The sequence below is a fragment of the Mycobacterium nebraskense genome, assembly GCF_002102255.1.
GTDB lineage: Bacteria > Actinomycetota > Actinomycetes > Mycobacteriales > Mycobacteriaceae > Mycobacterium > Mycobacterium nebraskense.
Window position 1 is genome coordinate 54,328 of the sequence record NZ_LQPH01000132.1, and the last position, 16,728, is coordinate 71,055.

Here is a 16,728-nt window from a genome sequence, read left to right on the forward strand (position 1 = left end):
CGGTGCGCTGCTACTTTAACAGTACGCTTGTCCTGCATTATGGCGGGGCGTCTGTGGTTTCAGTCTTATCGCGTAAGTCGACGGTTTAAACCCCCCGGAGTGAAGTCGCGTACGGTGCCTGTAGCGCTACGGCAGGAGGGACGTTATGACCTTGCACACGGTCCTACCCGTCTACATCCCACAAGACGTCGACATGACCGCGGTCAAGGCTCAGGTCGCCGCCACCGGCGTCAGCGGGCCGCCCGCGGACATGCCGGGCCTGCTCAAGATCGTCGATGACGCCCATGCCAAGGGCATCAACCTCAAGATCGTGCTGCTCGATCACAACCCTCCGAACGACACCCCGCTGCGCGACATCTCCACCGTGGTCGGCGCCGACTACCACGACTCCACCGTCCTGACGCTGAGCCCGAACTACGTCGGCAGCTACAGCACGCAATTCCCGCGGGTCACGCTGGAGGCCGGCGAGGACATCGCCAAGACGGGCAATCCGGTGGTCTCGGCGCAGCATTTCCTGAACCAGCTGAACACCCCCGAATTTCCCTGGACGGGGCTGACCATTTTCCTGTTGCTCGCCGTACTCGCGGCCGCGGTCGGGACCCGATTCGTGCAGTTGCGCAGCAGGCGTTCAGCAACCTCGACGGATTCGCCGGGCGCCCAGGAAGTGACGCCCACCAACACGGCCTAGCCACGCGCATCAGGTTCGGCACGTCCCGCCGGTCGGTCGTCTGCACCTGTTCGCGGCAAACACGGTAGGTCACCGTTCGGTCACATTAAACGCACGTAGAGAGTGCGATTTCTGCGGAGCGTTTGCACGCCTCATAGTGTGACGTACGGTGCAAATGATGCTGGTGTTGTCTTTGGCGCCTTTAAAGAACTCTGTGGCCGGCGCCGCCCGTCGCGTTGAGCCGTAGGAGACCTGAGTCGAATGAGACGCACACGCCGGGGCTCCGCTGCGCAGCCGGTTGCGAGGCTGGTTCGGCCGGTCGTGCCGTCGGTCCTCAGCGTGGCACTGCTGCTTTGTACGCCGGGGCTGGCACACGGTGACCCCGCCGCCGACAGCATGGCCGGACTGATCGCCAACGTCGCCAAGGCCAACCAACGCCTGGAAAACCTGAGCGCCGAAATCCAGACGGAACAGGAGAGCGTCAACAAGGCCCTGGTCGACGTCGAGACCTCCCGGGACAACGCCGTGGCGGCCCAACACGACCTGGAGACCAGCCAGCAGGCGGTCAAAGACGCCAACGTCGCGATCGCCGCGGCGCAGCAGCGGTTCGACACCTTTGCGGCCGCCACCTATATGAATGGCCCGTCGAGCAGTTACCTGACCGCGAGCAGCCCTGACGACATCATCGCCACCGAGGCCGCCGCCAAGACCCTGTCCGCGAGCTCCCAGACGGTGATGGCCAAGCTGCAGCGGGCGCGGACCGAACAGGTGAACAAGGAATCGGCGGCGCGGCTGGCCAAGCAGAAAGCCGACAGGGCCGCCGCGGACGCCAAGGGCAGCCAGGACGCCGCGGTGGCGGCGCTCACCGACTCCAAGCACAAGTTCGACGAACAGCGCGAACAAGTCACTCGCCTGGCCGCCGAACGCGACGAGGCTCAGGCCAAACTCGAAGCGGCCAAACGGCAATGGTCTCTCGCTTCGGGCGGGGCCGCCGTCCCGACGTCGGGCGACCGGTGGGAAACCGGCTCGCCGGGCGCGCCGGCGCCGCAGGCCGGGGCCCGCCGGTGGGACGGCGTTTGGGACCCCACCCTGCCGATGATCCCCAGCGCGAACGTCCCGGGTGACCCGATCGCGGTCATCAACCAGGTGCTGGGCATCTCGGCCACCTCGACTCAAGTCACGGCCGGCCTGGGCCGCAACTTCCTGCAGCAGCTCGGCATCCTCAAGCCCGACGACACCGGCATCACCAACGCGTCCCCCGGCGCGACGGCCGGGCGGATCCCGCGGGTCTACGGGCGGCAGGCCACCGAATACGTGATCCGGCGCGGGATGTCGCAGATCGGCGTGCCCTACTCCTGGGGCGGCGGCAACGCGGCCGGGCCGAGCAAGGGCATCGACTCCGGGGCCGGCATCACCGGCTTCGACTGTTCGGGGCTGGTCCTGTACTCGTTCGCCGGGGTGGGCATCAAGCTGCCCCACTACTCGGGGTCGCAGTACAACCTGGGCCGCAAGATCCCGTCCTCGCAGATGCGCCGCGGAGACGTCATCTTCTACGGCCCTGGCGGCAGCCAGCACGTGACGATCTACCTCGGCGACGGCCAAATGCTCGAGGCTCCCGACATCGGTCTGAAGGTCCGCGTTGCGCCGGTGCGCACCAGCGGTATGACGCCCTACGTGGTCCGCTACATCGAGTGGTGAACGAATGCCAAGTGAACGAGGAGCCATGCGCCACAAGCGGATTCGCCTGATCAACTTCGCCTGGATCACCACCGTGGTGACCGGGCTCATGTTATCTATGGCGAGCCCTGCCACGGCTGACCCCGGCCAGTGGGACCCCACCCTGCCGGCGGCGATCAGCGCCGGCGCTCCCGGAGACCCGCTCGCGGTCGCCAACGCCTCGTTGCAGGCCACCGCGCAGGCCACCCAGACCACGTTCGATCTGGGCAGGCAATTCCTCGGCGGGCTCGGCATCAACATCGGCGGCAATGACGCGCCCACAGCGGCCACTCCCACCAACCCCGGCGGCAAGATCCCGCGGGTCTACGGCCGGCAGGCCATCGAATACGTCATCAAGCGCGGCGGATCCCAGATGGGCGTCCCGTACTCCTGGGGTGGCGGGTCGCTGGACGGTCCCAGCAAGGGTGTCGGCGACGGCGCCAACATCAACGGCTTCGACTGCTCGGGCCTGATGCGGTACATGTTCGCCGGGGCCGGTGTGCTGATCCCGCGGTTCTCCGGCGACCAGTACAACGCCGGCCGGCACATCCCGCAGGACCAGGCCAGGCGCGGCGACCTGATCTTCTACGGCCCGAACGGCAGCCAGCACGTCACCATGTACCTGGGCAACGGCCAGATGCTGGAGGCATCGAGCCTCGCCGGCAAGGTGACCGTCAGCCCGGTTCGCAAGCCCGGTATGACGCCGTTCCTGACTAGGATCATCGAGTACTGATCCAGGTTCGTTGCGAGGTGGGGTGCCTAGTAGATCCCGGGGGCGAACCACCAGCGTCGACGGAATCCGGCGGGCCTGGAATAGTTGGACGCGGGCACGTCGCGGCCCCACGACAGTGGTGGTGCAAGCAGTCGTGTCCGATTGAGCTGTGGAGGGTTATTGATGACAGCAGCAGGTGGGCCGCCCCCGGGCGCCAGCGGTTACTCGGGCCCGGGTGGTCCTTCCGGCTCGCCGGCCCCTGAAGCGCCGTCCGGCGGCGGTAATGGCCTGGCCGCCGAGGTGCACACCCTCGAGCGGGCCATTTTCGAGGTCAAGCGGATCATCGTCGGGCAGGACCAGCTGGTCGAGCGGATGCTGGTCGGCCTGCTCTCCAAGGGCCACGTGTTGCTCGAGGGTGTCCCCGGCGTGGCCAAGACGCTGGCCGTCGAGACCTTCGCCAAGGTGGTGGGCGGCACGTTCGCCCGCATCCAGTTCACGCCTGACCTGGTGCCCACCGACATCATCGGTACCCGCATCTACCGGCAGGGCAAGGAAGAGTTCGACACTGAACTCGGCCCGGTGGTGGTGAACTTCCTGCTCGCCGACGAGATCAACCGCGCGCCGGCCAAGGTGCAGTCGGCGCTGCTGGAGGTCATGCAGGAACGGCACGTGTCGATCGGCGGCAAGACCTTCGATTTGCCCAACCCGTTCCTGGTGATGGCGACGCAGAACCCGATCGAGCACGAGGGCGTGTACCCGCTGCCCGAGGCCCAGCGGGACCGCTTCCTGTTCAAGATCAACGTCGGTTACCCGTCGCCCGAAGAGGAGCGCGAGATCATCTACCGGATGGGCGTGAAGCCGCCGCAGCCCAAGCAGATCTTGAACACCGGCGACCTGTTGCGGCTGCAGGACATCGCGGCCAACGGCTTCGTCCACCACGCGCTGGTCGACTACGTGGTGCGCGTCGTCATGGCCACCCGTTATCCCGAGCAACTCGGGATGAACGACGTCAAGACGTGGATCTCGTTCGGCGCGTCCCCGCGTGCCTCACTGGGCATCATCGCGGCGTCTCGCTCGCTGGCGCTGGTGCGCGGCCGCGACTACGTGATCCCGCAAGACGTCGTCGATGTCATTCCCGACGTCCTGCGGCACCGGTTGGTGCTCACCTACGACGCGCTCGCCGACGAAATCTCGCCGGAGATCGTCATCAACCGGATCCTGCAGACGGTCGCCCTGCCTCAGGTCAATGCCGTTCCGCAGCAAGGGCAGTCGGTGCCCCCGGTGATGCAGGCCGCCGGCGTGGCTAGCGGTCGGTGACCGACCCAAAGCAGCCGGCGGTGTCACCGCCGCCATCGATGCAGCGCGGGCAGATCGTCGACCCGAAGCTGGCGGCGGCGCTGCGGCAACTCGAGCTCACCGTCAAGCGCAAGCTCGACGGTGTCCTGCACGGCGACCATCTCGGCCTGATCCCGGGACCGGGCTCGGAGCCGGGGGAGTCGCGCGAGTACCAGCCCGGCGACGACGTCCGGCGGATGGACTGGGCCGTCACCGCGCGCACCATGCACCCCCACGTCCGGCAGATGATCGCCGACCGCGAGCTGGAAACCTGGCTGGTGGTCGACATGTCGGCCAGCCTGGACTTCGGCACCACGGTGTGCGAGAAGCGGGACCTGGCGGTGGCGGCCTCGGCCGCGATCACGTTCCTCAACAGCGGCGGCGGCAACCGGCTCGGGGCGCTGATCGCCAACGGCGAGACGATGACGCGAGTCCCGGCGCGTTCCGGGCGCCAGCACGAGCAGACGCTGCTGCGCGCCATCGCCACCACTCCGAGGGCGCCGGTCGGGGTGCGCGGGGATCTGGCGACGGCGATTGACGCGTTGCGTCGGCCGGAACGCCGCCGCGGCATGGCGGTGATCATCAGCGACTTCCTGGGTCCGATCAACTGGATGCGTCCGCTTCGGGCGATCGCGGCCCGGCACGAGGTGCTCGCCATCGAGGTGCTCGACCCCCGCGACGTCGAACTGCCCGACATCGGCGACGTCGTGCTGCAGGACGCCGAGTCCGGGGTCACCCGCGAATTCACCATCGACGCCCAGCTGCGTGACGATTTCGCCAAGGCGGCCGCGGCGCACCGCGCCGAGGTGGCGCGCACCATCCGCAGCTGCGGGGCCCCGGTATTGACCCTGCGCACAGACCGCGACTGGATCGCGGACATCGTCCGTTTCGTCGAGTCCCGCCGGCGCGGTGCATTGGCGGGGCGGCAGTGACATTGCCGCTGCTCGGCCCGATGTCGTTGTCGGGCTTCGAACATTCGTGGTTCTTCCTGTTTCTGCTCGTCGTCTTCGGGCTGGCCGCGCTCTATATCGTGATGCAGTTGGCGCGGCAGCGCCGCATGCTGCGGTTCGCCAACATGGAGCTGCTGGAAAGCGTCGCCCCCAAGGGGCCGCCCAGGTGGCGGCATGTGCCGGCGGTCCTGCTCGTCGCATCGCTGGTGCTGTTCACCATCGCGATGGCGGGCCCGACCAATGACGTCCGCATTCCCCGCAACCGCGCGGTGGTGATGCTGGTGATCGACGTGTCGCAGTCGATGCGGGCCACCGACGTGCAGCCCAACCGGATGGCGGCCGCGGAGGAGGCCGCCAAGCAATTCGCCGACGAGCTGACCCCGGGCATCAACCTCGGGCTGATCGCCTATGCGGGGACGGCGACGGTGTTGGTGTCGCCGACGACCAACCGGGAGTCGACCAAGAACGCACTCGACAAGCTGCAGTTCGCCGACCGCACCGCCACCGGGGAGGGCATCTTCACCGCGCTGCAGGCCATTGCGACGGTCGGCGCGGTGATCGGCGGTGGCGACAAACCGCCGCCGGCGCGCATCGTGTTGTTCTCCGACGGCAAGGAGACGATGCCGACCAACCCGGACAACCCGAAGGGCGCGTTCACCGCCGCGCGCACCGCCAAGGATCAGGGCGTACCGATCTCGACCATCTCGTTCGGCACCCCGTACGGCTTTGTCGAGATCAACGACCAGCGCCAGCCGGTGCCCGTCGACGACACCACCATGAAGAAGGTTGCCGAGCTCTCCGGCGGTAATTGGTACAACGCGGCAAGCTTGGCCGAGCTGAAGGCGGTTTACGCGACACTGCAGGATCAGATCGGCTACGAGACGATCAAAGGCGATGCCAGCGTGGGCTGGGTGCGGTTGGGCGCGCTGGTGTTGGCGTTGGCGGCGCTGGCGGCGCTGCTCATCAACCGCCGCCTGCCGACCTAGTCTTGCCCTTTGCGCGCGAGCGTAGTCAGGCTGCGATTTCTGGCCCTCAATTTCGCAGTGTGGTTACGCTCGCGAATCGCGCGCCTGACCCACCCGGCGAATCACATCGAGGGGATGGTCCTCGGCGACGACCCGGACCACGATCCATCCCAGCTGCTCCAGCCTTTCGAGTCGCCGGATGTCCTTGACGTACTGGTAGCGGCTGGACCGGTGTTGGTCTCCGTCGTACTCGACGGCGAGCTTGATGTCCTCCCAGCCCATGTCCAGGTAGGCCTCGATCCAATTCCATTCGTTGCGCACGGCGATCTGCGTCTGCGGCCGTGGAAACCCCGCCTCGATCAGCAACAGGCGCAGCCACGTCTCCTTTGGGGATTGGGCCCCACCGTCGACGAGTTCGAGAGCGGCACGAGCGCGCTTCATGCCCCGCCGTCCCCGATACCGGTCCACCAATAGCTCGACGTCGGCCATCTTCAAATCCGTCGCCTGCACGAGGGCGTCGATGGCTGCGACTGCGACGCCCAGCCGGCATCGCCTGGCCAGGTCGAGGGCGGTTCTAGCCGGCGTGGTGATGCGCATGCCCTCGACGACAGCGATCTCGTCGGCTTCGATTCGCTCTTCCCACACCTCGACTCCGGTGCTGGGGCTGCGGTTGGTGTCGATGACTGCGGCGGCCAATGTTGGATCAATCCACTTAGAGCCGTGCATCGCGGAGGCGGAGAAGCCGGCCAGGATGCCGCGCCGCCGCGAGCGCAGCCACGCCGCCTTCGCACGCAACACTGCCGTCAGCTCGGCACCTTTGAGCATGTACACGTCTTTATGCAGCGCTGCATACCGACTGCGCAGCTCATAGGGGGTCAATAAGCCGGCAGCAAGGGCTTCACTGCCCAGGAACGGGTCCGCCATGGTCGAAAGTGTGCTGAACCACACCGACAAAGCCTCGCGAGCGTAACGGCACTGCGAAAACCCGGCCCGAAAATCGCAGCCTGATTACGCTCGCGACGAGGCGATTACAGCTGTGCCGAACTGAGGCGATAGGTTGACGGGGTGACTGACACGGCCACCGAGAACACCACCGAAAGTGCCGCCGACGGCGGCAAACCCGCGTTCGTATCCCGTTCAGTCCTGGTCACCGGAGGGAACCGGGGGATCGGGCTGGCGATCGCACAGCGGCTGGCCGCCGACGGCCACAAGGTGGCCGTCACGCACCGCGGGTCCGGGGCGCCCGAGGGGCTGTTCGGCGTCGTGTGTGACGTCACCGACAACGAGGCCGTCGACCGCGCGTTCAAGGAGGTCGAGGAGCACCAGGGTCCGGTCGAGGTGCTGGTGTCCAATGCCGGCATCTCCAAAGACGCCTTCCTGATCCGGATGACCGAGGAGCGCTTCGAGGAGGTCATCGACGCGAACCTCACCGGGGCGTTCCGGGTGGCCCAGCGGGCGTCGCGCAGCATGCAGCGCAAGCGGTTCGGCCGCATCATCTTCATCGGGTCGGTGTCCGGCATGTGGGGCATCGGCAACCAGGCCAACTACGCGGCCGCCAAGGCCGGCCTGATCGGCATGGCACGCTCGATCTCCCGCGAGCTATCCAAGGCCGGGGTGACCGCCAACGTGGTCGCCCCCGGCTACATCGACACCGAGATGACCCGCGCGCTGGACGAGCGGATACAGGCGGGGGCACTGGAATTCATCCCGGCCAAGCGGGTCGGCACCGCCGAGGACGTCGCCGGGGCGGTCAGCTTCCTGGCGTCCGAGGATGCGAGCTACATCGCCGGCGCGGTCATCCCGGTCGACGGCGGCATGGGCATGGGCCACTGAATTCACCCACGACACAAGGACATTAAGGACGGACATGGCAGGACTGCTCGAGGGCAAACGGGTTCTGGTCAGCGGGATCATCACCGACTCGTCGATCGCGTTTCACATCGCCAAGGCGGCCCAGGAGGCGGGGGCGCAGTTGGTGCTGACCGGGTTCGACCGGTTGCGCCTGATCCAGCGCATCGCCGACCGGCTGCCGGAGAAGGCCCCGCTGATCGAACTCGACGTGCAGAACGAGGAGCACCTGAACAGCCTCGCCGAACGGGTCACCGCCGAGATCGGTGAGGGCAACAAGCTCGACGGCGTGGTGCACTCCATCGGCTTCATGCCGCAAACCGGGATGGGCATCAACCCGTTCTTCGATGCGCCCTACGAGGACGTCTCCAAGGGCATCCACATCTCCGCGTATTCGTATGCCTCGCTGGCCAAGGCGGTGCTGCCGATCATGAACCCCGGCGGGTCCATCGTCGGCATGGACTTCGACCCCAGCCGCGCCATGCCGGCCTACAACTGGATGACAGTGGCCAAGAGCGCGCTGGAATCGGTCAACCGGTTCGTCGCCCGCGAGGCCGGCAAGTTCGGTGTGCGCTCGAATCTCGTTGCGGCCGGGCCTATCCGGACGCTGGCGATGAGCGCGATCGTCGGCGGTGCGCTCGGCGAGGAGGCAGGCGCCCAGATGCAACTGCTCGAAGAGGGCTGGGACCAGCGCGCGCCGATCGGCTGGAACATGAAGGACCCCACGCCGGTCGCCAAGACGGTGTGCGCCCTGCTTTCGGACTGGCTGCCGGCCACCACCGGCACCATCATCTTCGCCGACGGTGGCGCCAGCACCCAATTACTCTAGACTCCAATGGAATTCGACGCCGCCCTGCTGCTGTCCTTCGGTGGGCCGGAAGGGCCCGAGCAGGTGCGGCCGTTCCTGGAAAACGTCACCCGCGGGCGTAACGTGCCGCCCGAACGCCTGGACGACGTCGCCCAGCACTACCTGCATTTCGACGGGGTGTCACCGATCAACGGGATCAACCGCGCCCTGATCACCGAGCTGCGGGCGGAACTGAACCTGCCGGTCTACTTCGGCAACCGCAACTGGGAACCCTACGTCGAAGACACCGTCAAACAGATGCGCGACAACGGTGTTCGTCGCGCCGCCGTGTTCGCCACGTCGGCGTGGAGCGGCTACTCCAGCTGCACGCAGTACACCGAAGACATCGCCCGGGCGCGCCGGGCGGCCGGGCCTGACGCGCCCCAGCTGGTCAAGCTGCGGCCGTACTTCGACCACCCGCTCTTCGTCGAGATGTTCGCCGGCGCCGTCGCGGCCGCGGCGCAAAGCGTGCCCGCCGGCGCGCGGCTGGTGTTCACCGCGCATTCGGTCCCGGTGGCCGCCGATCAGCGCCTCGGCCCGAGGTTGTACAGCCGCCAAGTCGGTTATGCCACAAGGCTGGTCGCGGCAGCAGCGGGATACGCCGATTACGATCTGGCCTGGCAATCGCGTTCGGGGCCGCCGCAGGTGCCGTGGTTGGAGCCAAGCGTCGAGGACCATCTCACGACGCTGGCCGCCTCGGGCACCGAGGCCGTCATCGTCTGCCCGATCGGGTTCGTCGCCGACCACATCGAGGTGGTGTGGGATCTCGACGAGGAGTTGCGATCCCAAGCCGAGGCGGCGGGGCTGGCGTTCGCCCGGGCCGCGACGCCCAACGCCGACCGCCGATTCGCCCGGCTGGCCGCCGATCTCATCGACGAACTGCGCACCGGCCGTAACCCAGCCCGGGTGGCCGGCCCCGACCCGGTGCCCGGTTGCCTCGCGAGCGTCGACGGCGCGCCGTGCCGTCCGCCGCACTGCGCTGCGACGCAAGAACGCAGCGGCGGCATCACTTGCGGATGAGGTATCCGTTGGGCGCCAGGGTCCACCCAAACTTGTTCTCACGCACACAGTCGTGGTCGTAATCGTTTGGGAACTCTTGCTCGTACGCTTCGATGGCCTCGTACGGGCCCGGGCCGAATCCGGGCATGATCGGATGCCCGTTCACGCAGGAATCTTCGACCAGCAAATAGTCGCCGGCGGACAGCAGCGGCCGCAGCAGTTTCATCTCGGCCAGTACATGCTCCTTGGTGTGGTCGCTATCCAGGATTGCGAAGACCTTGCCCGGAAACTCCGCTTCTAGCTGCCGAATACGCTCCGCGATGGCGGGCGCCGTTGACGACGATTCAACGAACTCGATCTCGGGGTAGCAGCGAGCTGCGGGATCAAGAACGCTGGAGGAAACGTCCACCGAGAAGACTTTGAACGGTCGGTCAATTAGACGCAGAATACTGGCGTAAAACACAGCCGAGCCGCCGTAACGCGTACCGAATTCAACCACCAGCGATGGCTTGAGGTTGAACAGGATCTCCTGGTAGTTCCACAGGTCGGTGACCGACTTCCAGCAGTTGATGCCCAGCCACGTGGTCTGCTGCCACACCAGATTACCGAAATACCACTTCAGGTATTCTTCGGCTGCCTCACCGGGTGGTCGGCCGAGCCGCGTCACGAGGAAACTGACCTTTTCCCGCCATGTCGTCATTGTCTTTGCTTATCACGAGAATTCTCGCCATGTTGTCGTTATCTCTACTTACCGCGAGAGCGGCGCTACCGGCCATTCGGGGACGCGGGTGACGACGACTGTCTTTCGTCTTGATCGCAAATGCCCGGAACCAACGGCATTCGCGGGCCTATACCAAATGATCATTTTCACCCATTACCCGCCGGAGAAGATCGCATTTCACATGAGAACCCAGGCCTGGTGTCGGCGCACGTCAAGCTCGCCGGCGCGGCCCGTAAGGCGTTGATCGCGGGCGTTCATGGCTGATAACGCAACCCATCACCTGCGCTCTGCGCGACGGATGCTCGAGCTGCGCGACGAACATGGCTGCGCCCGCCAGCACCCGGCCCTGCCGGCGGCCGGGCCGTTGGGGCGTGGGCCTGAACAGTTCGGCAGCGATGCTCCCGTCGCCTGACCGGCGATAGTGAAACCTTCATTCTTCCAACATCTCCCACGCGCCAGGAGTCATTACCAATCCGGTCTGCGACCCAGCACTGCGGACCTCGAAAGTGTCTGGAATGCTCGGCGCCTGGCCGCCACGATCGCGAGCGCGGCGTAGCCGGGCGAAGCGGGTCGCCGCCATCAAGACCAGTCAGCCCAGGCCGAGTGCAGGATCGCGGTGACGGCGGCCATCCGCGCCGAGCGCACCACGGCGGTCAGCGGCCGCAGCGCGTCGCTGGCGATGCGGGCCTCCGAAGAGGATTGGGTGCCGAACGGCTCCGGGCCGGCGACGACGGGCGCGGCGAAACGCTCCGGCGAGTCAGGCGACCGACTGAGTCCGGCGCTGACGGCAATGATGGCGTCGACGTGCGCGGCGTTCTCCAGCACCCTCAATGCCCGGGACGGCGCATGGTCGGGAACCCGGTGCTGCCGTGCGGATTCCAGCAGCTGCTCGACGAGTCCCCGCGGATCGTCGATGTCGGCCGCGGCCGATCCCAGCCCGACGGCGCCGAGCGCGTCGGCGGCCGACCGGACGGCCGACCGCAGCGTGTATTCGGCATCCCCGAGCTCGTAGTGGTCGAGCACCGGCGCGCCCGGCAGCGAGTACACCGTCCAGGACAGCGCGCACAGTTCGGGGAAGTCCGCCTGCTCTTCGTCGTAGGAGAACTCGGGCACCAGCCCGACGGCGGTGGCGGGATCGTGCGGGTTGGCGATGATGATCGCCTCGCCCGCGGCCAGGGCGTCACGCTCGAACTGCGTCCCCGGGGGGAGCCCGCGCACATCGCCGGGCACGGGCAAAAGCACATTGATGGTCCCGCCCAACCGGCCCGGGCCGTCCGGAGTGGGCGCCGAGCGGCCAACAGCGGCGCGCAGTGTCTGCAGCAGCGTCACCGTCCCGGCGTCGTGCACATCGGGCCACGGCAACCCGGTGTGACCAGCGGCGACCGCATCATACGCGGTGACCGATTGCTTTGGCGCCCATACCGATAACGCGTCCAGGACGTCGTCGGGCGCGGCCTTGCGCGCGAGCCAGGCGTTGGCCCACAAGGACAGCGAGACACTGGGACACCACACGATTCCGCAGTGTAGTTGTTTTGCCCGGCAAAGGCGGATCACGCGTATTCTGACCGCATGCACGCTGCGGTGCTTTGGCTAATATTCGCGCTGGTGCTTGCCGGTGCGGAGGCGCTCACCGGCCATATGTTTTTGGTGATGCTCGGCGGCGGTGCGCTGGCGGCCGCAATCACCAGCTGGCTTACGGATTGGCCCGGCTGGGCGAACGGGACGGTGTTCCTCATCGTGTCGGTCCTGCTGCTGGTGCTGGTTCGTCCGGCGCTGCGGCGGCAACTGACACCGGCGCATGTGCCGCACATGGGCATCGAGGCCCTGGAGGGCAAGAACGCGCTGGTGCTCGAGCGGATCTCTCGGGACGATGGCCGGGTGAAGCTCGACGGCGAGGTGTGGACGGCGCGTCCGCTCAACGATGGGGATGTTTACGAACCGGGGGAGTCGGTGACCGTCTTGCAGATCGACGGCGCCACGGCGGTGGTGTTCAAGAGCAGCCCATAACGGCTGCGAGAGACGCTGTGACAGAGAGGAACTCCCGTGCAAGGTGCGGTTGCTGGTTTGGTGTTGTTGGCCGTCCTGGTGATATTCGCCATTGTCGTGGTGGCCAAGTCGGTCGCCCTGATACCGCAGGCAGAGGCCGCGGTGATCGAGCGGCTGGGTCGATATAGCCGGACGGTCAGCGGTCAGCTGACGTTGTTGGTGCCATTCATCGACCGGATCCGCGCCCGGGTGGACCTGCGTGAGCGGGTGGTGTCGTTCCCTCCGCAGCCGGTGATCACCGAGGACAACCTGACGCTCAACATCGACACGGTCGTCTACTTCCAGGTCACCGTTCCACAAGCGGCGGTCTACGAGATCAGCAACTACATCGTCGGCGTCGAGCAGCTCACCACCACCACGCTGCGCAACGTGGTGGGCGGCATGACGCTGGAGCAGACGCTAACCTCGCGCGACATGATCAACCGCCAGCTGCGCGGCGTGCTCGACGAGGCCACCGGCCGCTGGGGCCTGCGGGTGGCCCGCGTCGAGCTGCGCAGCATCGACCCGCCGCCGTCGATTCAGGCCTCGATGGAAAAGCAGATGAAGGCCGACCGGGAGAAGCGGGCGATGATCTTGACCGCCGAAGGTACCCGGCAGGCCGCGATCACGGAGGCCGAGGGCCAAAAGCAGTCTCAGATCCTGGCCGCCGAGGGCGCCAAGCAGTCCGCGATCCTGGCCGCCGAGGGCGACCGGCAATCCCGGATGCTGCGCGCTCAGGGTGAGCGTGCCGCGACCTACCTGCAGGCTCAGGGGCAGGCCAAGGCCATCGAGAAGACGTTCGCCGCGATCAAGGCCGGCAGGCCTACCCCCGAAATGCTGGCCTACCAATACCTGCAGACACTTCCGCAGATGGCGCGCGGTGACGCCAACAAGGTGTGGGTGGTGCCGAGCGACTTCAGCGCGGCGTTGCAGGGATTCACCAAACTCCTGGGCACCCCGGGCGAGGACGGCGTGTTCCGGTTCCAACCGTCGCCGGTCGAGGACGCGCCCAAGCACAGCGCTGACGACGACGCCGACGTCGCCGACTGGTTCTCCACCGAAACCGACCCCGCGATCGCCCAGGCCGTCGCCAGGGCCGAGGCGATCGCCCGCCAGCCGGTGGACGGCACGACGCCAGGAGCGCCGCCGCAGTTGGGCCAATAGGATTGCTCCATGAGCCTTTTCACTTCGCCGAAGACGTACGCGGCGCTTGGTGCGTTCCATGCCGTGGACGCGGTGGCATGCGGTGTCCAGGTCGCCCCCATCAAGAAAGTCCTGGATGACGTGGGGCTGCCGGAGAACGTTCGGCCCGTGCTGCCGGTGGTGAAGGCGGCCGCCGCCGTGGGCTTGCTGTCGGTCACCCGCTTCCCGGGCCTTGCTCGGGTGACGACGGCGATGCTGACGATCTACTTCGTCTTGGCGCTCGGCGCGCACATCCGGGTGCGCGACAAGGTCGTCAACGCCCTTCCCTCGGCGGTGTTCCTGGCTACGTTCGCCGTGATGACGGCGAAAGGGCCCGAGCGCAGTTAGTCCAGGCGCAGCTCGACTAGCGGCAGCGGTGCGCCGGTGTCGGCGATCGGAGCGCCGAGCGTCCCCTCCAGCACGGGCCGCATCCGCTCCCACGCTTTCGGGTGACGGCCGCGGTAGGCAGCCAGGGTGCGGTCCACCTCGTCTTGGGTCAGGATCCGAGCCGTGCCGTGTCTGGGTGCATGGCTGCCGGCGTAGACACGCACCCGCGGGTCGGCCTGAATGTTGCGGAACCACTGGGCTTTTCGGCCGAAGCCGGAGGCCACGACGTAGGTGGCGGGGGCGGGATGGTCGACGACCTCCAGAACGGCGTAACGACGCGCGCCCGAGGTACGACCGGTGTGCTCGAGCATCAGCATCCGCGATCCGAACAGCGCGCCGGCGCGGGCCTTGAAGGCCCAGATCGGCGCGCGCATGAGTCGGCGCGACCGGAGCAGCTTTCCCGCGAGCGTGGGAAGAAAAGACCCCGGTTGCCCTGCCGTCACGCGTGCGGTGCCGGCGGCAGCGGCGGCGCGGGCACGACGCTCGGCGCGGACGTGGGTGTTGGCGGCGCCGTGTAAATGCACCCGCCCCCGCCCACCGACTGCGACGACAGCGGTGGCGGGTATGGCGGCGGCGGAAGCTGGACCCGGACCGTCCAGACCAGCCCGGTGATCGCGAAGGTGGCGAGCGCGCCGAGCACCAGGCCGATCAGCCCGGCGATGGCGGCGACGCCGGTCGGGAAGCGGCGGGTTCCGATGTTGCCCGAGGTCATGCGGCTCTCCACTGTCGTCGGATTTCGGTAACCGAGACGCTACTTGCGAAAAGCTTGCCGCCGCCACGATTTGACGGATCGTGACGGCGGCAGGGCGGTCAGCTATGCGGCGGCGGGGACGGTGGCGTCGGAGACGGCGGTGGCAGGAAGGCCTCGCCGGGCGGCGGCATGAAGCCGCGCGGCGGCCCGGGCGGGCCGGGCGGCGGTGCGAACCCGAAACCCCCCGGCATGGGACCACCCATCGGAGGCGGAGGCGGTCCGTGATGCAGCGCCATCATCGGCGGCGGTAGCGGCGGCCCGGGCGGGCCCACGCTGACGATCCAGGCGAAGGCGATCGCCGCGATGGTGCCGACCGCGCCGATCAGCGCGCCCGCCACCCCGGCGCCGACCACCACGCCGGTGGAGTGGCGGCGGGGTTCACGCGGCTGGTAGGCCGCCGGCGGCGGCGCGGGTGGATTGGTATCGATGTCGTCGGTAGTGGTCATGTCGGCGAACGTAGGAGCCGGATCTGAAGTGGAGCTGAAGAAACGGGCTTCAGGTTGGTTTCAGAACCGGCGCCGACAATGGGAGGCATGACAAATTGCCCGCGGGCCGCCGCCGGCCGCTTCAGCGTGGGCGCGCCCCGGGTTCTGGTGGTCGAAGACTCCGAGACGATCCGCGAAATGGTCAGCGAGGCGCTCACCGATGTCGGCTATCACGCCGTCGGCCGCTGTGACGGCGACGGGCTGGAGGAGGTGCTGGACGGCCTGCGGCCGGACCTGGTGGTGCTCGACGTCATGCTGCCGGGCCGCGACGGGTTCGACCTCATCGACGTGATCCGCGACTGGGGCGACGTCGGCATCGTCTTGATCACCGCTCGCGACGGCCTGCACGATCGGCTGCGCGGCCTGGACGGCGGGGCCGACGACTACGTGATCAAACCGTTCGAGCTCGCCGAACTGGTGTCGCGGGTCGGCGCGGTGTTGCGCCGGCGCGGACGGCTGCCGCAAGTCGTTCAGGTCGGCGACCTGATGCTCGACGCCGACGCCGGCGTGGCCGCGCGCGGTGGTCATCGGCTGGATCTCACCGCGACCGAGCTGCGGCTGCTGGCCTTCCTGGTGGAGCAGCGCGGCCGCATCGTCAGTGCCGGTCAAACCTTGAACGCGGTGTGGGGGTACGACGCCTATGACCCCAACCTCGTCCAGGTGCATGTGAGTGGCTTGCGGCGCAAGCTCGAAGCCCACGGACCGCGGATACTGCACACTGTGCGCGGCATCGGCTACCGGCTGCAGCCCCAGCGATCATGACGACTCGGACCCCGTCCCTGCAGCGCCGGGTCACGCTGGTGGTGGTGGCGTTGCTGACCATGCTGCTGGTGGTGCTCGGTGTCACCATCGACGTCAGCCTGGGCGTTCTTGCCCGCAGAAATCTGCACGACCGGCTGCTCGCGGCGGCATCGCGCGCCGAGGTGCTCGACGCCGCGCACACTTCGCCCGATCTGCTGGCCGCCGAACTCAACGGCGGCGGGGTGCGCGCGCTGCTGGTCACCGCCGACGGCGCAACCTACGGCGATCGCGGCATCAGTCCCGACACCGTCGCCGGTCCGACGGTCCCGCCGCCTTTTCCGCCTCCGCCTTTTGCACCGCCCCCGCCGATGGCGCCCGGCCCGAATTTCCCGCCGCC

Annotated in this window: 19 protein-coding genes and 2 pseudogenes; 15 read left to right on the forward strand and 6 right to left on the reverse strand. The window is 67.6% G+C overall.

The window, feature by feature from the left end; translation table 11 throughout:
- The first annotated feature begins 145 nt into the window (after nucleotides 1-145).
- From AWC17_RS17845 to AWC17_RS17870, 6 genes are all read left to right on the forward strand, one after another.
- Nucleotides 146-688, forward strand: a complete 543-nt coding sequence (locus AWC17_RS17845; RefSeq protein ID WP_046185050.1) for an Rv1476 family membrane protein — start codon at nucleotides 146-148, stop codon at nucleotides 686-688.
- Between the two features lie 240 nt (nucleotides 689-928).
- The gene (ripA, locus tag AWC17_RS17850) at nucleotides 929-2,365 is read left to right on the forward strand and encodes an NlpC/P60 family peptidoglycan endopeptidase RipA (RefSeq protein WP_085164903.1); all 1,437 of its coding nucleotides are present in this window, start codon (nucleotides 929-931) and stop codon (nucleotides 2,363-2,365) included.
- 25 nt (nucleotides 2,366-2,390) lie between these two features.
- The gene (gene ripB / locus AWC17_RS17855) at nucleotides 2,391-3,116 is read left to right on the forward strand and encodes an NlpC/P60 family peptidoglycan endopeptidase RipB (protein WP_046186989.1); all 726 of its coding nucleotides are present in this window, start codon (nucleotides 2,391-2,393) and stop codon (nucleotides 3,114-3,116) included.
- Nucleotides 3,117-3,278: 162 nt separating this feature from the next.
- Entirely contained in the window at nucleotides 3,279-4,412 is a 1,134-nt protein-coding gene (gene moxR1, locus AWC17_RS17860) for a chaperone MoxR1 (RefSeq protein WP_046186988.1), read from the forward strand.
- Entirely contained in the window at nucleotides 4,409-5,362 is a 954-nt protein-coding gene (locus AWC17_RS17865; RefSeq protein WP_141224672.1) for a DUF58 domain-containing protein, read from the forward strand. Before moxR1 ends, AWC17_RS17865 begins: the two co-directional genes overlap by 4 nt.
- Nucleotides 5,359-6,366 (forward strand): VWA domain-containing protein, encoded by a 1,008-nt coding sequence (locus tag AWC17_RS17870; protein WP_046186647.1) that lies wholly within the window; start codon nucleotides 5,359-5,361, stop codon nucleotides 6,364-6,366. Before AWC17_RS17865 ends, AWC17_RS17870 begins: the two co-directional genes overlap by 4 nt.
- A 63-nt stretch (nucleotides 6,367-6,429) precedes the next feature.
- On the opposite strand, the gene AWC17_RS17875 is transcribed toward AWC17_RS17870, so the two are convergent.
- Nucleotides 6,430-7,269 (reverse strand): DUF559 domain-containing protein, encoded by an 840-nt coding sequence (locus tag AWC17_RS17875; protein ID WP_046186646.1) that lies wholly within the window; start codon nucleotides 7,267-7,269, stop codon nucleotides 6,430-6,432.
- A gap of 141 nt (nucleotides 7,270-7,410) precedes the next feature.
- Here AWC17_RS17875 and fabG1 point away from each other — a divergent pair, with 141 nt between their 5' ends.
- The 3 genes from fabG1 to AWC17_RS17890 are packed head-to-tail and all read left to right on the forward strand — an operon-like array spanning nucleotide 7,411 to nucleotide 10,060.
- Nucleotides 7,411-8,178 carry a 3-oxoacyl-ACP reductase FabG1 gene (gene fabG1, locus AWC17_RS17880; RefSeq protein ID WP_046186645.1) on the forward strand — a complete coding sequence of 256 codons (768 nt, stop codon included), beginning with the start codon at nucleotides 7,411-7,413 and terminating at the stop codon, nucleotides 8,176-8,178.
- A gap of 34 nt (nucleotides 8,179-8,212) precedes the next feature.
- On the forward strand, nucleotides 8,213-9,022 hold the full coding sequence (gene inhA, locus AWC17_RS17885; RefSeq protein WP_046186644.1) for an NADH-dependent enoyl-ACP reductase InhA: 810 nt from the start codon (nucleotides 8,213-8,215) through the stop codon (nucleotides 9,020-9,022).
- Nucleotides 9,023-9,028: 6 nt separating this feature from the next.
- Nucleotides 9,029-10,060 (forward strand): ferrochelatase, encoded by a 1,032-nt coding sequence (locus tag AWC17_RS17890; protein ID WP_085164905.1) that lies wholly within the window; start codon nucleotides 9,029-9,031, stop codon nucleotides 10,058-10,060.
- Here the strand turns inward: AWC17_RS17890 and AWC17_RS17895 are convergent.
- Nucleotides 10,047-10,739, reverse strand: a complete 693-nt coding sequence (locus AWC17_RS17895) for a rhamnosyl O-methyltransferase (protein WP_046187243.1) — start codon at nucleotides 10,737-10,739, stop codon at nucleotides 10,047-10,049. The two genes, AWC17_RS17890 and AWC17_RS17895, sit on opposite strands and share 14 nt — an antisense overlap.
- A 166-nt stretch (nucleotides 10,740-10,905) precedes the next feature.
- On the opposite strand from AWC17_RS17895, the pseudogene AWC17_RS34200 reads away from it, so the two are divergent.
- Nucleotides 10,906-11,172 (forward strand): annotated as a pseudogene (locus AWC17_RS34200) (IS21 family transposase); the annotation flags it as partial.
- A 167-nt stretch (nucleotides 11,173-11,339) separates the two neighbouring features.
- Here the strand turns inward: AWC17_RS34200 and AWC17_RS17900 are convergent.
- The gene (locus AWC17_RS17900) at nucleotides 11,340-12,272 is read right to left on the reverse strand and encodes a sulfurtransferase TusA family protein (protein ID WP_047324282.1); all 933 of its coding nucleotides are present in this window, start codon (nucleotides 12,270-12,272) and stop codon (nucleotides 11,340-11,342) included.
- A 57-nt stretch (nucleotides 12,273-12,329) separates the two neighbouring features.
- On the opposite strand from AWC17_RS17900, the gene AWC17_RS17905 reads away from it, so the two are divergent.
- From AWC17_RS17905 to AWC17_RS17915, 3 genes are read left to right on the forward strand one after another with little or no spacing between them, the layout of a single operon-like run.
- Nucleotides 12,330-12,767, forward strand: coding sequence for an NfeD family protein (locus AWC17_RS17905; RefSeq protein ID WP_046186920.1), 438 nt, complete (start codon nucleotides 12,330-12,332; stop codon nucleotides 12,765-12,767).
- 36 nt (nucleotides 12,768-12,803) lie between these two features.
- A complete protein-coding gene (locus tag AWC17_RS17910; protein WP_046186921.1) occupies nucleotides 12,804-13,949 on the forward strand; it encodes an SPFH domain-containing protein in 1,146 nt (381 codons plus the stop codon).
- 9 nt (nucleotides 13,950-13,958) lie between these two features.
- On the forward strand, nucleotides 13,959-14,315 hold the full coding sequence (locus AWC17_RS17915; protein ID WP_046186922.1) for a DoxX family protein: 357 nt from the start codon (nucleotides 13,959-13,961) through the stop codon (nucleotides 14,313-14,315).
- Here the strand turns inward: AWC17_RS17915 and AWC17_RS17920 are convergent.
- The 3 genes from AWC17_RS17920 to AWC17_RS17930 all read right to left on the reverse strand — a co-directional run bounded on the left by AWC17_RS17920 (nucleotide 14,312) and on the right by AWC17_RS17930 (nucleotide 15,551).
- Complete coding sequence (locus tag AWC17_RS17920) at nucleotides 14,312-14,728, reverse strand: nitroreductase family deazaflavin-dependent oxidoreductase (protein ID WP_082123225.1); 417 nt, start codon at nucleotides 14,726-14,728, stop codon at nucleotides 14,312-14,314. The genes AWC17_RS17915 and AWC17_RS17920 overlap by 4 nt on opposite strands.
- Before the next feature lie 65 nt (nucleotides 14,729-14,793).
- A complete protein-coding gene (locus AWC17_RS17925; protein ID WP_085164907.1) occupies nucleotides 14,794-15,066 on the reverse strand; it encodes a hypothetical protein in 273 nt (90 codons plus the stop codon).
- Nucleotides 15,067-15,164: 98 nt separating this feature from the next.
- A complete protein-coding gene (locus AWC17_RS17930) occupies nucleotides 15,165-15,551 on the reverse strand; it encodes a hypothetical protein (protein WP_085164909.1) in 387 nt (128 codons plus the stop codon).
- 78 nt (nucleotides 15,552-15,629) lie between these two features.
- On the opposite strand from AWC17_RS17930, the gene AWC17_RS17935 reads away from it, so the two are divergent.
- Nucleotides 15,630-16,352: a response regulator transcription factor gene (locus tag AWC17_RS17935; protein ID WP_046187389.1), complete on the forward strand. Its 723-nt coding sequence runs from the start codon at nucleotides 15,630-15,632 to the stop codon at nucleotides 16,350-16,352.
- Nucleotides 16,349-16,728: pseudogene (locus tag AWC17_RS17940) on the forward strand (two-component sensor histidine kinase); the annotation flags it as partial. The gene AWC17_RS17935 and the pseudogene AWC17_RS17940, both read left to right, overlap by 4 nt.

Bases quoted from the DNA above. Each gene is read 5' to 3' on its own strand.
- AWC17_RS17845 (WP_046185050.1), top strand. From the start codon at position 146: ATGACCTTGCACACGGTCCTACCCGTCTACATCCCACAAGACGTCGAC.
- ripA (WP_085164903.1), top strand. From the start codon at position 929: ATGAGACGCACACGCCGGGGCTCCGCTGCGCAGCCGGTTGCGAGGCTG.
- ripB (WP_046186989.1), top strand. From the start codon at position 2,391: ATGCGCCACAAGCGGATTCGCCTGATCAACTTCGCCTGGATCACCACC.
- moxR1 (WP_046186988.1), top strand. From the start codon at position 3,279: ATGACAGCAGCAGGTGGGCCGCCCCCGGGCGCCAGCGGTTACTCGGGC.
- AWC17_RS17875 (WP_046186646.1), bottom strand. From the start codon at position 7,269: ATGGCGGACCCGTTCCTGGGCAGTGAAGCCCTTGCTGCCGGCTTATTG.
- inhA (WP_046186644.1), top strand. From the start codon at position 8,213: ATGGCAGGACTGCTCGAGGGCAAACGGGTTCTGGTCAGCGGGATCATC.
- AWC17_RS17890 (WP_085164905.1), top strand. From the start codon at position 9,029: ATGGAATTCGACGCCGCCCTGCTGCTGTCCTTCGGTGGGCCGGAAGGG.
- AWC17_RS17895 (WP_046187243.1), bottom strand. From the start codon at position 10,739: ATGACGACATGGCGGGAAAAGGTCAGTTTCCTCGTGACGCGGCTCGGC.
- AWC17_RS17905 (WP_046186920.1), top strand. From the start codon at position 12,330: ATGCACGCTGCGGTGCTTTGGCTAATATTCGCGCTGGTGCTTGCCGGT.
- AWC17_RS17915 (WP_046186922.1), top strand. From the start codon at position 13,959: ATGAGCCTTTTCACTTCGCCGAAGACGTACGCGGCGCTTGGTGCGTTC.
- AWC17_RS17920 (WP_082123225.1), bottom strand. From the start codon at position 14,728: ATGCGCGCGCCGATCTGGGCCTTCAAGGCCCGCGCCGGCGCGCTGTTC.
- AWC17_RS17925 (WP_085164907.1), bottom strand. From the start codon at position 15,066: ATGACCTCGGGCAACATCGGAACCCGCCGCTTCCCGACCGGCGTCGCC.
- AWC17_RS17930 (WP_085164909.1), bottom strand. From the start codon at position 15,551: ATGACCACTACCGACGACATCGATACCAATCCACCCGCGCCGCCGCCG.
- AWC17_RS17935 (WP_046187389.1), top strand. From the start codon at position 15,630: ATGGGAGGCATGACAAATTGCCCGCGGGCCGCCGCCGGCCGCTTCAGC.